At 52.4% G+C, this 16,945-nt stretch carries 10 protein-coding genes and 1 tRNA gene; 5 read left to right on the plus strand and 6 right to left on the minus strand.

Going from position 1 to position 16,945, the window contains the following annotated elements:
• Positions 1 to 153: 153 nt before the first annotated feature.
• The 5 genes from ONB24_14265 (at position 154) to ONB24_14285 (ending at position 5,249) form a co-directional block, all read left to right on the plus strand.
• Positions 154 to 486, plus strand: coding sequence for a YegP family protein (locus tag ONB24_14265; GenBank protein ID MDZ7317275.1), 333 nt, complete (start codon positions 154 to 156; stop codon positions 484 to 486).
• Positions 487 to 620: 134 nt separating this feature from the next.
• A tRNA-Arg gene (locus tag ONB24_14270) sits at positions 621 to 694 on the plus strand.
• 462 nt (positions 695 to 1,156) lie between these two features.
• The gene (locus ONB24_14275) at positions 1,157 to 1,357 is read left to right on the plus strand and encodes a cold-shock protein (GenBank protein ID MDZ7317276.1); all 201 of its coding nucleotides are present in this window, start codon (positions 1,157 to 1,159) and stop codon (positions 1,355 to 1,357) included.
• A gap of 170 nt (positions 1,358 to 1,527) precedes the next feature.
• Complete coding sequence (locus ONB24_14280; GenBank protein ID MDZ7317277.1) at positions 1,528 to 2,358, plus strand: CPBP family intramembrane metalloprotease; 831 nt, start codon at positions 1,528 to 1,530, stop codon at positions 2,356 to 2,358.
• Between the two features lie 47 nt (positions 2,359 to 2,405).
• Complete coding sequence (locus ONB24_14285; protein MDZ7317278.1) at positions 2,406 to 5,249, plus strand: DEAD/DEAH box helicase; 2,844 nt, start codon at positions 2,406 to 2,408, stop codon at positions 5,247 to 5,249.
• Between the two features lie 9 nt (positions 5,250 to 5,258).
• On the opposite strand, the gene ONB24_14290 is transcribed toward ONB24_14285, so the two are convergent.
• The 6 genes from ONB24_14290 to ONB24_14315 all read right to left on the minus strand — a co-directional run.
• Complete coding sequence (locus tag ONB24_14290) at positions 5,259 to 7,232, minus strand: glycoside hydrolase family 97 protein (protein MDZ7317279.1); 1,974 nt, start codon at positions 7,230 to 7,232, stop codon at positions 5,259 to 5,261.
• 101 nt (positions 7,233 to 7,333) lie between these two features.
• The gene (locus ONB24_14295) at positions 7,334 to 8,530 is read right to left on the minus strand and encodes a hypothetical protein (GenBank protein ID MDZ7317280.1); all 1,197 of its coding nucleotides are present in this window, start codon (positions 8,528 to 8,530) and stop codon (positions 7,334 to 7,336) included.
• A 39-nt stretch (positions 8,531 to 8,569) separates the two neighbouring features.
• The gene (locus tag ONB24_14300) at positions 8,570 to 10,744 is read right to left on the minus strand and encodes a carbohydrate binding family 9 domain-containing protein (GenBank protein MDZ7317281.1); all 2,175 of its coding nucleotides are present in this window, start codon (positions 10,742 to 10,744) and stop codon (positions 8,570 to 8,572) included.
• 76 nt (positions 10,745 to 10,820) lie between these two features.
• On the minus strand, positions 10,821 to 13,682 hold the full coding sequence (locus ONB24_14305) for a hypothetical protein (protein MDZ7317282.1): 2,862 nt from the start codon (positions 13,680 to 13,682) through the stop codon (positions 10,821 to 10,823).
• Between the two features lies 1 nt (position 13,683).
• Entirely contained in the window at positions 13,684 to 14,673 is a 990-nt protein-coding gene (queG, locus tag ONB24_14310) for a tRNA epoxyqueuosine(34) reductase QueG (GenBank protein MDZ7317283.1), read from the minus strand.
• Positions 14,674 to 14,788: 115 nt separating this feature from the next.
• On the minus strand, positions 14,789 to 16,945 hold a 2,157-nt coding region (locus tag ONB24_14315), incomplete at its 5' end, for a glycoside hydrolase family 3 C-terminal domain-containing protein (GenBank protein MDZ7317284.1).

Genomic DNA, 16,945 nt, shown 5'->3' on the forward strand with positions numbered 1-16,945 from the left:
TCAAAAAGTAATGGATTGGAAAAATATTTTATACTTTAACGTACATTTCAGAGGATGTAATGAAATAAAGAGACCGTTAAGCATGTTAAGAAGTTTTAGATTCTCCCCAGTACAAACTAACAGCATAAATGAAAAACAAGAAAGGGAAAAATTATGGCCAAATTTGAACTGACCAAGACTCCCAAAGGCGAATTTCGCTTTGTGCTGAAAGCCTCGAACGGACAGGTCATTTTGACGAGCGAAACTTACAAAGACAAAGCAGGCGCCAAAAACGGCATCGAGTCGGTCAAAAAGAACGCCATTGAAGACGGCCGTTACGAGCGTAAAACCGCCAAAGACGGTTCCCCTTACTTCGTACTCAAAGCGGCAAACGGCCAAATCATCGGCCAGAGCGAGATGTACTCATCGCCGGCCTCCATGGAAAACGGCATCGAGTCGGTCAAAAAGAACGCTCCGTCCGCAGAGATCGTCGATCTGACGGAATAAGGATCGGCGCAAAAGTAACAGCCTTCTAAAGAAAGCACCAAAAGGTGCTTTCTTTATTTAAGGCCCGTAATGTTGCCGCATCTCTCACTTTTCCGTTGATAGAAAAGTGAAAAAATGCTAAATTTTATTTGTTTGCGCCCATAGCTCAGTTGGATAGAGCAACGGACTTCTAATCCGTAGGTCGTAGGTTCGAATCCTACTGGGCGTGCGCGATACTAAATTGATGCTTGCCGGCGGAACATCCGACCGGCATTTTTGTTTACTGCTGTCCGCTAAATTGACCGCCTTCATTTTTTGACTACCCGAACAGGCGATTGACGCGGCGACCGCCGAGCATCCTTTGAGCAAAGCGCGGCTCTCAGCAACCAGAGATATGGACGGTTCGGCAGGCGGTATCTCGACCGAACGATCAGATTTACCCGAACATTTTTAAAATTTTCGTAATTTTATTGCAAATATCTGTTGCAGTCTCGGATTATCTTTTGTATATTGTTTCTGCAGTTCATGGTACCCCTTTTCGGATCCTGTCTTTAGCGATTCATTTTATCAAGGGTTAAGGGACGCCTTTCTGAAAAAGCTCACCGTTTCTTGGATAAAAAAATTGTTTCGCTGGAAACAGGGCGAAAAAGCGAGAGTACCTCATCGTTACCAATCGTTAAGGACAGGTTCAATGGAAACAGGAACAGTCAAGTGGTTCAACGCCCAAAAAGGGTACGGCTTTATCACGCGCGAAAACGGCGAAGACGTCTTTGTGCACTATAAAGCCATCGAGGGCGAAGGCTACCGCACTTTGAACGACGGGGATCAGGTCCGGTTTGAAATCGGCACCAGCCCCAAGGGACAACAGGCCATCAAAGTGACCAAACTGTAAACACGCAAAAGCCCGCTCTTGAGCGGGCTTTTTTATTGCTAACTCTATATTCTTCAAAGCATCATCCGCTTTACCCTTCTTATAACCGAACCACCTATTCTTTGATTTTTTCGGATTTTTTTGTATACTTTTGCATGCAGAACAAAAAGTTGGAATCCGCAAACGGCTCTTTGAAACATCATTATCCGACAATTCGCCAGACTTGGGGAATTACGGCTTTATTGATTCTCATCGCCTTGCTTTTTGCCGGCTTGTTCATCCTCTTGGCATCCTTACGTCTCTTTTCCTTTTTGCTTCAGAATGCTTGGACAATGCCGATCCTCTACTCCCTGCAATTTTCGCTCATTTTGTTTATTACTCTTCGTTGGAAAAAACGGAGGGAGCCGAATTTTACCTTTTCATGGAGAGGTATTTCTTCCAAAGAAGCTGTTTTGATTGCCGCAGCCACCGCAGGCCTTTACTTTTTGGTCGATCCTCTCACCGAGATCATCCCCATGCCGGAATTGTTCAAAAGAATTCTCATCGAGCTTTTGGGCCGACGGGATGCGGCGACGTTTTTCATGCTTGCGATTGCAGCGCCGTTCTTTGAAGAGCTGCTTTTTCGCGGCATCATTCTCGACGGCTTTATGAAAAATTATTCTACTGCCCGCGCCGTCTTTTGGTCGGCTTTCTTTTTCGGCTTTGGCCATTTGAATCCCTGGCAATTCATCGGCGCAGCCCTACTGGGGGCGTTTATGGGCTGGATTTATGCAAATACCCGTTCCCTCCCCGCCACCATGTTCATTCATGCGTTGACGAACGGCGGAAGCTTTTTTCTGTCCATTCTCTTTATTCCCAATCCGCATCAACTCGTTTCAACGCGGGAATTGTTCGGAAGCCTACGCTCCTACATCGCTTTTCTAATGCTGTGCTTCGCCGTTACCGTCGTCTCGATCTATCTGCTGCATACATTTTGGAGCCATCGGGGTAACAGCACCGCATCCACGGAATTGCATTGCTAAGCGGTTCTCTCTGCTAAATTATCGTTAATGAGTCGTTGAGCCGATTTATGTCTACGCCGTATCATGCAAAATATTTTGCCCATCAGCTGGCGCCGCATCATGCGGGTGACGGCGTTCGCCAGCTGACGCAGTCGTTGTTCGACGCCTGCATTGATCTGAATCCACATCAAATCGAGGCTGCCCTGTTTGCCGTGCAATCTCCGCTTTCCCAAGGGGCGCTGCTGGCGGATGAGGTCGGACTGGGTAAAACTATCGAGGCTGGGTTGTTGTTGTGCCAATATTGGGCGGAAAGACGCCGCAAGCTGCTGATCATCTGTCCGGCTTCGCTGCGCAAACAGTGGAGTCTCGAGCTGACCGAAAAATTTCATCTGCCCAACTGCGTCCTGGACAACCGCAGTTTCCATGCCGCCGTGACCTCGGGACGCGGCAATCCGCTCGATCAGGAGCAGGTCTTGATCGTTTCCATCCATTTTGCCGGCACTTACAGCGCGCGTTTAAGGACGATAGAGTGGGATTTGGTGGTCATTGATGAAGCGCACAAGCTTCGCAATGTCTACAAAAAGAACAACAAGCTGGCGCAGAACATCAAATGGGCGCTGGAAGGCCGCAAAAAGATTCTGTTGACCGCCACTCCGCTGCAGAATTCCTTAATGGAACTCTATGGACTTGCCGCCTTTATCGACGAGCACCTTTTCGGCGACGCGGAATCCTTTCGGCAGAATTATGTTCATCAGGAAGACAAGCGCGAAGACCTGCGCCGACGATTGGCCTCTTTTTGTCGGCGAACGCTGCGCAATCAGGTTACCGAGTATATCCAATACACCGAGCGGCGTTCATTGACGATCGGATATGAGCCTTCGGACGAAGAGCAGCTTTTGTACGAACGGGTATCCGAGTTCATCGATCGCGATCCCTCCTATTCCATTCCGCGCGGTCAACGCCACTTGATGACCCTCATTCTGCGCAAAATCTTGGCCTCGTCACGGTACGCAGTGATGGAGACGCTTAAAAGCATGAAACATCGTTTGGAAGCGTTGCAGGCCGATCAACCGGTTGAATCACCGCTGCAGCAGTTCCTTTTCGATGACGCCATCGAAGAAGAGTATTTGGAAGAAGAAGAGCTGAGCGAAAACGGCGAGCAGACAGTAGATCCTGAAAAACTGACCGAGGAGATTCGTGAACTCGAAGCAATTATTGCGGCAGCGCAGCAGATTCGAAGCGACGCCAAAGCGGAGGCGTTGCTCAAAGCGCTGCGCATCGGCTTTGCCGAGCTGGAAAAGATGGGCGCTGCCCGTAAAGCCATTATCTTTACAGAGTCACGGCGTACGCAGCATTACCTTGCAGAAAGGTTGCGCGCTGAAGGCTATGCTGATAAGATTGTGCTCTTTAACGGCAGCAACGACGACGCCGAATCGCGAGAAATATACGAACGCTGGGTACAGCGCAATGCGGCAAGCGGTCGAGTCAGCGGTCAACGCGGCGTGGACATGCGCACGGCTCTGGTGGAAGAGTTTCGCGACCATGCCGAAATCATGATCGCAACCGAGGCGGCGGCGGAAGGCATTAATCTGCAGTTTTGCTCGCTCCTCATCAATTACGATTTGCCGTGGAATCCGCAACGCATTGAGCAGCGCATTGGCCGCTGCCATCGTTACGGCCAAAAATTCGATGTTGTGGTGATTAACTTTCTCAACAAGCGCAACGAAACCGACTGCCGCGTCTATGAGCTGCTCGACGAAAAGCTGCATCTTTTCAACGGCGTATTCGGCGCTTCGGATGAAATCCTTGGCGTGTTGGATTCCGACATTGATTTCGAACAACGCATTTTGGCCATCTATCAGCAGTGCCGCAGACGCGAGGAAATCGAAGCGGCGTTTGCCGAGCTGCGGGCGGAAATGGAAAGCGCGATTGCCGAACGCATGAGCGACGCCAAACGCCTTTTGCTGGAACATTTCGACTATGACGTCCACAACCGCATCAAGGTGAACCTCGAAGAAACCCGCGAGCACCTGGATATGGTCAGCAAAAGATTCTGGCAACTGAGTAAACAGGTGCTGGGAGATATAGCAGATTTTGACGACCAGGCCATGCGGTTTACGCTGAAACGTTCTCCCTTGCCGCAGGTCAAAACCGGTGTGTATCAATTGGTTTCCAAAAACCGGCCGCCGATCGGCGACGATTTTCTCTACCGGTTAGCCCATCCGCTTGGCGAATACGCGCTGGCCGCGGCCAAACAGATCGTCTGCCGCTCTGCGCATCTGCAATTCGACTATAATTCATTGGCGCGAAAAATTACGCCTTTGGAAAAACTGAGAGGACGCAGCGGCTGGATGCGCATCAGCCGTCTGGTGATCGAATCGATCGATACCGAAGAGCATCTGGTCGTCGTCGGATTCACCGACAAGGGCAAGGTCATCGATGCCGAAACGCTGGATCAATTTTTCCATCTGCAGGCAACAATTTTGGGGGCTGAAGAGCCGTCGGCCAAAATCAGCCGAACGCTCGAGGGGCTGACCGAAGCTTCCGCCGCAACGTTCCTGAGAAGCTCGGCCGAAAAGAACAACCGTTACTTTATCGATGAGATCGAAAAGCTCGACCGCTGGTCGGACGACGTGCTCATCGTCATCGAAAAGGAGCTCGAGGAGGTGCGCCGACAAATACGCCGACTCTCATTGGAAGCGCGGTTGGTCAAAGAGCCGATTCAGCAGCATCAAATGCAGCTGCAGCTGAAGGAGCTGGAGGTCGAAAAAGGCAGGCTGCGGCGTGAGCTGTTCGAGCGCGAGGATGAGCTCCTGCTCAAGCGCGACGCCATCATCGACAGCGTCGAGAAGCGTCTGCATCGCCGCCACTATCTCGAAGAGCTGTTTACGATTCGTTGGACGCTTGTGTAATGCTTCAAGCTATTGCCGACCGGAGCGCCGAAAGCGGGCCACGAAACCGCCGGAAGGCGCCAAATCTATCCTTAGAGTCTCGTTTGAGGTGACGATGCGCTGTTCCTGCCGGTAATCCGAGGCGTAGCGGTCGGCGTTGATGCCGTCGGCCCAAATTTCCGCTTGCCATAAGCCGTTATCCAAAAAACTCAGCGGCACTTCGAACCTGCGCGGATTTCGGTCGCTGATCGCCGCCAAGTGCCATTCGGTTCCCCTTCGTCGCGCCAACAGCACATATTCCCCGACCGCACCGTCGATCGCCTTGGTTTCATCCCAAATAGTCGGAATATCGACCAAAAACTGCGTAAAGTCCGGTTCCCGCAAATAATCGGAGGGATTGCCGGCCTGGTATTGCAGAGGGCTCTCGAAAATGACGTACAATGCCAATTCGTGGATGCGCGTCCCTTGGCTCATCGGTCGGCTGAAAAAAGGATGGAACTCGTGCGGATGGACGTTGAGCATGGAGCCGCCCTCGAAATCCAAGGGACCGGCGGTCATACGGATGAACGGCAGGCAGGCGATGTGCTCTGGCGTGACGCGGTCGCTCCATTTGTTGTACTCGTGTCCCAGCACTGCCTCGCGGGTGATGACGTTGGGGAATTCACGCCGCAAACCGGTCGGCTTGTAGGCGCCGTGAAAAAGCACCATCAGCTGATGTCTTGCCGTCGCTTCGGCGATGCGGCGGTAAAAGCGTACCATCTGCTGATCGTCGCGGTCCATGAAATCGACCATAATGCCTTTGATGCCCCATCGCTGAAAGCGAGGTAAAATCTCTTCGAGCTGCCGATCAAGGGTCAGCGCAAGGGTCCACAAAAATAAACCAACTCCCTTTTCTTTTGCATAGCGAAGGACCCCTTCAAAATCCACCTTCGGATTGATCTGAAATAGATCGTCATTGTTCGACCAGCCAGCATCCAACATGACGTAGGGAATGCGGAATCGAGCGGCAAAATCTATATAGAATTTATATGTCTCGGTATTCAAACCGGCCCGAAACGGTACGCCGTACAAATTGGTGTCAATGGTCCAATCGTCCGTGCATTTGCCGGGGCGAATCCAGTCGGTTTCCGGCAGTCTGCATGCCGGTGCGAGGCAATAGACGAGCGTGTTCTCCAGCAGATCTGCCTCCCGTCCGGCAAGCAACATCACCCGCCACGGAAAGGCACGTGCGCCGGTTGTCTCGGCCAAATAGTCGGCGCGGCGCACGACCACTTTTTGCTTGAATTCGTCGCCTGCGATTCTTTCCTCAAGGGGATAGGCCGGAAAGACTCCGGACAATCCCGATCCCATGCTGCGGCCGCAAAGATAGAGACCGGGATAATCGTCCAAATCGGCCTCGGTAATCACCATGCTTCGGCCGTCGGTAAACTTGATCAATAGGGGCAAATAACCGATCTGATCAGTGGTAAGCGAGCGAAGGGGCAGAATCGTATAGTTTTCTTCATAGCTGGTGTGAAAGAGATCGACGCCTTCCCGCGGCGAGAGGAGAGGAATGTAGGCGGTCGCCTCGGCATCGGCGATCGGCAGATCGACCAACTCGCCTTCGACAATGACCGGCTTTTGCAGGTCCGTTATCCAGCGATAGGCAAAGCCGTTGTCATAGGCGCGAAAAACGACCCGATAGCCGCCGATGAAAGACAAGGTCATTTCGTTGCCGAAATGACGGATTCGGGAAAATTTTTCAGGTACGGTCGGAACGATGATCTCATCAATAGTGCGGCGTTTGACGCTGCGCAGCCGCGGCCGCTCGCCGAAACTTGACATGCCGCGAAAGGTAAGCGCCACGGGTGCATCGACGATCAGCGGCTTACCGTGCATGGAGAGCGTGTAGGAGAGGCGATCGCCGAGGCGAACCGTCACTTGTACCGCCTTTTGCGGCGATTCCAGCGTCAGAGCAAAAGTACAGAAGGGCAGAATGAGGCAAAGAATGAGTGTCTTTTTCATAAACTTTCGGCGCCTTTCCGATTTGACAACTGCGCCGAAAATAGTCATTTTCGTCGAGTCAATCAAACGGAAAAAGCGCCGAAAGCCGTTTTTAGTCTATTTCATTTGAATGAAAAGTAAACGCCGGCCTCCGCACCGAGGAACAGCTTTTGAAATCGGCCCGAGTTGCAGTCGCAACTCTTTTCATAAAGCGGCGATTCGATCAGATCCGCGGCTTCGCTGCGATTCGTGACCATGTAGTTAAGGGTCGGTGCAGCATAGAGGCCGATTCTCCGCGTGAGCGAAACATCGAAAAGAGCTTTAATGGAATGAATGTTTACACCTCTATTTTCGAGGTCGTTTTCGTCTTCCAAACGATCAATATAGAAAGCGCTTCCTGCTTCGAGATGAAGTACGAGTTTCGACATCAACGGCTGCGAGAAACCGAGCGCTGCGTTGACATGGTATTTGAGAGGCTCTTTCTGCTCATTATATCCGGCACCCACGACTCCGTATGTTTTGTTGCCTGATTTGAAGCTAAGGTTGGTGGTACCCACGTCGTTTGCAGAAAGTACGAGTTTCATTCGGCCGTTTTCGATGATGTTGACGGGAGCGATCGGATAGTCGCACTCTTGAGCGATGTTCAGGAATCCCGCCATCATGACGCCGTCGACTTTATCGGCAATGTTCATGAACCCGGCGCTCTGCATGCCCTTAACCTTTCCGGCGATGTTCATGAATCCGGCATACTGCAGCCCCTCGACGCTTTCAGCGATGTTCATAAAGCCGACGTATTGCATTCCCTGCACTGTATCAGAGATGTTCATAAAGCCTGCAAACTGCAGCCCTTGCATCGAGCGGTTGATGTTCATAAACCCTGCGCCCTGGAATCCGAGCACGGACGAGTTGACAATGTTCATAAAGCCGGCAATCTGGGCCTGCTCGACGTCGCCGGTAATGTTCATGAATCCGGCTATTTGTGCGCCGCGGACTCGGCCGGTGATGTTCATAAAACCGGCTCCCTGGAAGCCATGAACGTCACCCTCTACAAGATTGATCAAACCCGAGGCTTGGTAACCGGCGACGTTGCCGAAGGTGTTATTACCGATTCCGTTTGCCTCAAATCCGGCGACTCCGGCCGATACCCCCCACAGCAGATTGGCCGAAAAGTGGTTGACGATGCCCGCTGCATCCCGGCCGTTCAGGCTCAGCGAAGGCACGATGCCCAACTGAAACGCCTTTTCTTTATGTTCTTCTTGGGCAATTGCCGGCACTAAAAAGCCCAAACAGGCAAGCAAAAAGATGGTCTTGTACTTCATACGCCCTCCTAAATTTGGTTTTGCAACTGCTTAAACCGCCTATATGCGCCATAGGTAGGATGCCTTGAGAAAAAAGCTGCGTGTGAATTCGCGCAAATGGCCGTTGCTTTCAACCCATTCTTCGTCGATCAACTTCTTTTGCTCGTAAAGCGAACCATATCCTGCATGCAACACGGTTCCAGGAATGAAAGTAAAGGAAGCTAAAAAGTCGGTCAACAGCTTTTTATCGTAATCCTGCCAACGGAGTATAGCACGTAGGAAAAAGTATTTGTTGAATTGATAGGTGGTGCGAATGTTAAAAATGTCCACATCATACACAATCGGTCCTGCGGCAGTCTTGCGAAAGGTTTCATGATAAAAATCGGCACTTTGCGTCAATTTGGCACTGGGCTGCCAGGTCACTTGTAAGTAAGCTGAGGAAAAATTGCCGAGATAGGGATCAACTTTATCATAATAGACGGATTTGCCGAATCCGGCGTTGGCGAATAGGCTGAGCCAATTGACGGCTTGGACTCTACCCATAATACGTCCGCTGCGACGGTGAAAGGTTTTGCTCTGCCAAAACTCATCCATATACCGGTAATCCAATCGCAGCATGCCCTGTCTGGTCCAAAAGCTGCGGAGAGAGAAAACTACAAGTCGGTCATCCCTCTGCGTTTTTAGGTCATGCAGCAGATAGGCAAAAATGAACGGATTGACTCGTTTTAAAACAGGATATTTTGCGGCATCGGGATAAAAATTCGGCCCCACATAGAGTGAAAATCGCTCGAATCCGGTCCTCTGATAGAAAGCAGTCTCCATATGAAAGTGGGGATCATATCGTTCCAATGCGCTCCATAAACCCAACTTTTTGGTGCCGTACAGATAATTGATCAGAACAGCATTGCCGCTTTCCTTCCGCTCGCTTAATGACTCGGAGGCGAGCAGAGAACCTGAAAAGTTATGTCGGTCTCGGCAGCGATAGATCATATCCATTCCCGTGACGCGATTGTAACGGTTTCCCCATTCGCGACCCGAATAAAGTGCACCGATATAGTTGTCTCCTCCCAATCCGTATTTCCAACGGGCGACCGTAAAGTAGGCGTTTTTTGCGCCGATAACGGCTTTGTCTTCATTCTGCTCGATGTGTTTGGCAGAAGCGTCTTCCGCAACGAGCAGGCCGAAAGAAGAGCGACCGCGCGAACCGGTCAGACGACCTCCCCAATTCGGATCGACGATGCGCCGCGTGTGCACGGCAGACGTCATGTTGTTGTCCTCACCGGTAGCGGCAATATTAAAAAGACCGCCTGCTTCCATGAAAAAAGGACGCTTCTCCTCATAAAATATCGGGTAGCGCTGGTTTACTTCGACCTGGTAGGCATCGCTTTCTACCTGGCTAAAATCGGGATTGAAAGTCGCCTCAAGCGTGATCGAAGAAGTCAAACTGTATTTAGCGCTTAACCCAAAATCTTTATGCGCTTCGGCAGCGGCAATAGACTTACAGGTCGCGCGTTCCGCCCTTGAACTGTAAGTAAAGCTCGGCAATAGTTCGACCTGCGGCGGAGAGTGCAGGCCTTCATAGACCAACTCGATGCCGGCCGCCAACGGTGACTGACCCGGTTGCAGGCCGGGATAAACGGCAGTCTGCCCGAACCGACTGAGGTAACGCACAAAGATGACGTTCATTAAACTATGGTCGCCGTCCGTATAGCGAATGCTTCGCAACGGTACCGCCATTTCGACCGTGTAACCTTCATCGGTGACATTCCCTGCACTATACCAAACCCAATCCGGCGCCGTGTCGCCGTTGTCGCCGTTATGCAGCTGATCGCCTTGAATGCCGTCGGGATTGACGACCAACAGGTAGGCACTTTGCCGATTCCCCAGAGCGTCCAAAAAAACGCCGACCCAATCATCGGCAAACATACGGTCACGTTGGACAATTGAGGTTTTGATCTTTGCCGGTTCTTCGTCAAGGCAACGGAAAGCGAAGTAAAGGTTTTGGTCATCGTAGGCAAGGCAAATGACTGTTTTTTGTCGAAGAGTATCGCCGAAAGTCGGCTCAATAATTAGAAAATTGGGAGTTATAACTGACTGCCGCCACAATTCTTCTTCAATCCTGCCGTCGATCACCGGAGGAACCGTCGTGCGAAAAGGAAAAAAAGTTTCAGATTGCGCGGCTGTGAGCATTAGAGCAGCGTTGATAAGAAAAACCGTTCCAGAAATTCGCAACAATCCACTTGCTCCTTTTTTATCATCCCTTAAAAGCGGCTGAAAGACGAAAAAAAGGAGCAAAAGTTACAAAAAGCGATCAAGGCTGTCCAATAACGTAAAGACGGACCGGCCCCTGCAAACCGGCAGGCTGTTCATCGCCTGTCGCGTTGTTCAGCAGATTGCCCACCGTCACCTGCAGTCGGTTTTCCCCTTGTTGAATTGCCCTGCTCACGTCGAAACGGAAGGGCGGCCAGAGACGGCTGCCGACGGGGGTGCCGTTCACCTTCACTTCTGCAGCCCAATAAACTTCTCCCAAATCCAGGATCATCTCTGCGGATTTGTCCGGCAGCGTAAACAAAGTCTCATATTCAACTCGGCCGCTGAACTTTTGCAGTCTATATTCCTGCCAAGGCCGCAGGACGTCACGCCAGGCTTTCTTCGGCAAATGCGTCATCCCTTGCCGCGGAAAAACGACTGCAGGCTGGCGGCTGGGTTCGATGCGCATCGACCATTCGCCGTCCAAAGTCAGGTAGAGTTTCTCGGAAACAACTGACTGTACAGGAAATGGCGGCCTTTCCTTTTCGAAAACAAGCCAAAAGGCCTCATACGGTTGAAAACGCATTGGAACCACACAGCCGTTTTCCTCTTGAATTGCTTCACAGCCGCGGCGCTCGCCGGTTTCACAATCCCATATCTCAACCGCGCCGGTCTGGTTAGGAAAAAAGAGACGGCAGACCTGCACGGTGCCGGTGTTGTTGGCCAGCCAGAAAAAGTCGCGGCCTTCGATGCAGCGGTGCTGCTGCAACAGAGGAAACTCGCCTTCATGAAAAGCAACATGGGCGAGGGAAAGAGCTTCAAGTAGTCGCGAAAACTGTTGCAGAGAATCACAAGGAATGATGCGAACGGTCGGCCGTCGGCAAAGACAATCCATGAGCCTTTTTAATTCCTTATCGTTCTTTCGTTTTTCAGAATGAATCGGGACGCCGCAAAGAAAGATGACCCGACCGCCGCTTTCGGCGAACTGCACCAATTTTTCTGCAGCATCCGATGGCAACACCGCCAGGTCGGGAAGGATGAGGGTATGGAACCGAAAAGGCGGTCGTTCTAAAGCGCCTTTTTCAACGCGCATTTGCCGCAGATAGTATCGATCGGCGACCAAGAACTCGACACGGTTTTTCACCAATTCATCGATGACAAAAGAATAGACGGTATTGATCTGATGTACCCTTTCATCGTACCATTCGTGCATCCGCGGCGGCAGCCACCAGGCGGACAGCCGTTTCATTTCCTCATTGGACAACGGAATGTCGGCATCAGAGGGCATCGGCATGATTTTAGGCACCGGTACACGGTCCGGAAAAGCCGGATCAAACACCCGGCTGTCACACAAACCCCAAACACTGTCCATCGGATTGAGCAGCAGGACATCGGCTGCGGAGCGTCCGAAACTGTTGACCAGCGAGGCTCGCCGCACAAAATCGCTCCACTGATGCAGCCACGGCCACCAAGGATGCTCATCGAACCAATCCGGAAGCCAGGGATTGCCCTCCAGTTTGCGCGTAGAGAAAAGCGCGTGCACAGTCACATGGCTGACGCCCCAGCAGGTAACGGCGTTTGCCGCCTGTTTGATCGTGATCGGGGTAAAACCCCAAAATCCGGCACCGCCGAGAATTTCGCACTGCTGCCGTCGGTTCTCGAATTCACAAACTGAGCGCGTTTCGACAAAATCGTGCGGCTCCAGCGCCCGCAAGCCCAAAGCATCGGTGCCCGGCAGGCTAAAAATGCGCTGTACCTTAAAGAAATCACCCACCGCCGAAGCCTGCCACATCAGGTTTTCTTCCCACAGATTGGAAACCGTCCATAAACCGTGCGATTCGGCCCATTGATTAATTTTGCGGAAAAAATCCGCATAAAGGTCGGATACGCAATCAAACCAATGTGATTTGACCACCGCGCTTCGGCCTTCCTGATCCTCATCCACTAAAAGGGGTAGAACCAGCCTTAGTTCTTCGCCCGTTTTACGACGGAAAAGGGATTCTAAATCACTTGACCAGGCGAGCTTGTAGCCGTAATCACCCTCATGATCAAAAAAGATACCCGGAATAACTTGGCCGAAAAGCGGCCGCAAATTTTCGACATTCGGCTGTAAGGCTTCGGCAATGAACGCATCGGCCAGCCGGCGATCGAGATAATTGACTCGACCGCCGTCGCAGCCCGGATGGAAATAGGTATAAAAAACATAGACCCGCCATGATCCGCGCTTCGGGGCATGCCAGAGCCTTTTCTCGCCGCGCGAGACCCAGCGCAGCGTTCGGCTGCTGATCAGGGCCGGTCGATGCGCGATCACCGAGTCGCCATCTGACTCTGTGAATCGAAAAACGGAGGGGCATAGGGGAAGCGACTCGGGAGCGTTTTGCGTGGGCGCCAAACGGGCTGCGACCGCAAAAAAGCATTTCGGAATTTCGACCAGAGAGCCTGGCGGTACGTCGAGCGTTTTCCAGCGCAGCGAGACGGCCCATAGATCCGGATGCCGCGCCAACACGCGACCGGCCGCCTGACCCGTCGGCCACCAATAATCGCCGCAGAAACCGAGGAGATAGCCGCCTGCCGACGTTATTTCTGCAGCGCGGCGAAAGGTGTCGAACCAGCGGGGCGAAAGCCACTGTTCGCGAGGCAGATCGGGCAGACCGACCATGTTGAAGCGGGCATGAACATAGCCGGGATTGATCCTCTGCTCCATCAGCGCCTCGGCCATTCGGGCAATCCGTATTCGTTCAGCTTCATCGTCGAGAGGGCAATCCCAAAACCAAAACATGAACGGAGCGTAAATTGCAGCAGGCTGAGAAAAGCTGGTTTTCAGTTCCGCAAATGAACTGCCGCGTTCACCGACGGCGCCGGCGACCCGCAGAAATGAAAGGAAGAGTAGTGCGACCAACTTGGGCTTTTTTCGATCGGTCATCTCAGTTCTCCGCGTTCCCATTCAGCAGCATTTTGCTTCTATTATTGAGAACCGTAAGAATATTGCGCCGCAGCGCCTCCAAACCGATGCGTCGGATCGGATTGTTACGAAAAAGCAGGTCGAATTCCTCCTTCCGCATCTTCAGCCAAGCTTCCAAATTTGGATGCAGCAGCTCCGGACGGGGGCGAAAAGCCGGCTCTGACGTTTCTTTCGCAAGTCGGTGATTCCAGGGACACACTACCTGACAGGCATCGCAGCCGTAAAGACGGTTGCCGATCTTTGCCGCCAATTCCGGCGGGTGCGCACGGTCGGCTTTTAGCTCGACGGTCAAAAAAGAAATACAGCGCCGCGCATCGATCACATAAGGTTCGACGATGGCACCGGTTGGACAAGCCTCTATGCAGGCGGTGCAATAACCGCAGGGATCATTTTCCATGGATGCATCGGCATCCAATTCGATGTCAACGATCAGTTCGCCGAGGAAAATCCAAGAGCCGCACTGCGGCGAGATGAGGAGCGAATGTTTACCCCGTCTCCCAATGCCTGCCCGCACCGCCCACGCTTTTTCCATGATCGGCGCCGAATCGACGCAAATCCGACCGCTCACACCAGGATTTTCCGCGCGAATGAAATCCAAAAGTCGTCGCAGCAGATTTTTCAGAACGTGATGATAATCATCGCCCAAAGCATAGAGCGAAATGCAGCCTTCTGTTGGGGTGGCCGGCCTCCTATTTGTAAAATAGTTCATGGCGCAGACGATGACCGATTTGGCATTCGGCAGCAGGGCGGCAGGATCAAGGCGCAGTTCGCGTCGGACCGCCATCCAGGCCATTTCGCCATGGTATCCGCGGCGGAGCCATTCATCCAAAGAGCTGCCGTCGAGTCTTTCGGCGCGGGCAATGCCTACCGCACAAAAGCCGAGCGAACGCGCAAAGCTTTTGATTTTTTCCGACAAACCGCTGCTGTTGTCCATGGATCCCGTCATCGTCATAAGCTGAGCTTTTTCTTGAAAAGAAAATCCCGAAGCAGTTGCTTCGGGATTTTCTTTAATGCGACCCGGGAAATTAAATTGCCGACCTTACCGCCGAAATCGGAGTTTTAAAGCCTCACTTGACCGCAACGATACCCTTCAGACTGCCGGAAGTAGGCGGAACGAATCCCGGTACGCCGCCGCCGACAGCCACCTGAACTCTACCAGGCTTGACTCCGACGTTCCCTTCGGCATCGATGATCGACAGATTTTTCTCGGTCAGTTCAAATTCCACGACCTTGGTTTCTCCCGGCTTTAGACCGATACGCTTAAAGCCCTGCAGCGCCTGAAGCGGAACGTCAAAGGGTGCATCCAAATGCTTTACATAAAGCTGCACGACCTCTTCACCGTAAAGCATGCCGGTGTTCTTGACCTTGACGGACACCCGCACCGGTTTCCCCAACTTGGACTTTTTCGGAAGCTTAAAATCCGAATAAGCAAAACTGGTATAGCTCAATCCGTAGCCGAACGCATAGAGCGGTTCGCCGGTAAAATAGCGATAGGTGCGGCCCTGCATGTTATAGTCTTCAAAAGGCGGCAGTTGATCAACCGACTTGTAGAACGTAACGGGCAGTCTGCCGCCGGGATTGTAATCACCGAACAGCACATCGGCCAGAGCGGTTCCGCCCTCTTCGCCGGGATACCACAATTCGAGGATGGCGGGCAGATTCGCGTTCGCCCAATTGACGGCCAAGGCACTGCCGCTCGTCAGCACCAAAACGATCGGTTTACCCGTCTGATGCAGCCTCTTGAGCAGGTTCTCCTGCACCTTCGGCAGATCGAGGCTGGTGCGGTCCCCGCCGCGGAAGCCCTCGTAAGGCACTTCCATTTCCTCGCCTTCCAGCTCTGCAGTAATGCCGCCGACGAAAATGACGACGTCGGCAGCCGCTGCGGCATCCAGGGCTTCTTTGAGGTAATCAACTCCCGGTTTTGCCCATAAAAACGTCATTTCGGCGCCGCCGCCGCCTTGGAAATATTCAACTTTGATATCATACTCGCGGCCGGCTTCGAGATAAACTTTTGACCACATCGGCCGAGGAGCATGATAAGTCCAGTCTTCCAAAATCAGCTTTCCGTCGATGATCAGCCGATAACCGTCGTCGCCCACCAAAGTCAAAAGATATTCGCCGGTTACCGGCGGAACTAGTTTACCCGTCCAGCGCACGGAAAAATTGGTATCGCCCATTCCGTCGACAGGTTCCGTTACCCAATTGCTGTAAATTCCTTTGTCGACCCTGACCGTTAACAGCTCGTCAAAATTGACGCCTCGATAATATTCGGCGCGCAAACCGGGCATACCCTCATACCGCAGCGCTTCAGTCGGAACTCTTTCCGAAGGCGGATTGTCGTCGGCCAAATTGCAGCCGAGCGCATAAAGAACCCTTTCCGCGCCGAGTTTATTGCGGATCCCCTGGAGCGGTGTTACATACTTGGAGGGCGTACCATTATAATTGCCGACCAGCATTGCATACGAGTCGGCGGTGGGTCCGATGACGGCTGCTTTGATGTCTTTTTTCAAAGGGAGAATACCGTCGTTTTTAAGGAGCACGATCGATTTTCGCGCCGCTTCGAGGGCGACCTGCCGATGTTCCGGCTTGTCGTTTTCGCTGTAGGGAATTTGTGCATATGGAACCATCTCCGGCGGATCGAACATGCCGAGTTTAAAACGGGCGGTAAAAAGTCGGGTCAGCGCCCGGTCAATCTCTTGTTCGGTGATCAACCCGTTATGAACGGCGTTATAGAGAGCAGCCTGATAGACGTCGCCGCATTCGAGATCAGTGCCCCGTTTTACGGCCAAGGCGGCTGCTTCTTCAGGGGTTGGAACCAGTTTATGATGAGCATAGATGTCGAAAATAGCGCCGCAGTCGGAGACCACATAGCCTTGGAATCCCCATTTACCGCGAAGCATCTCCCCCTCCAAAAATTGATGGGCACAACAGGCCTCGCCGTTGGTTCGATTATAAGCGCACATTACCGACCAAGCGCCGGCTTCCCGGACCGTGGCCTCAAAAGCGGGCAAATAGGTATCCATCATGTCCCGCTTTGAAGCGATGGCATCAAAAGTATGGCGTTCCGGTTCAGGTCCACTGTGAACCGCGTAGTGCTTGGGAGTCGACACGACTTTGAGGTATTTAGGGTCATTACCCTGCAAACCCTTGACAAACGCAACCCCCATGCGGGCGGTCAGGTAGGGATCTTCACCATAAGTTTCCTGTCCCCTGCCCCAACGCGG

This window comes from candidate division KSB1 bacterium (assembly GCA_034505495.1).
GTDB lineage: Bacteria > Zhuqueibacterota > Zhuqueibacteria > Residuimicrobiales > Krinioviventaceae > Fontimicrobium_A.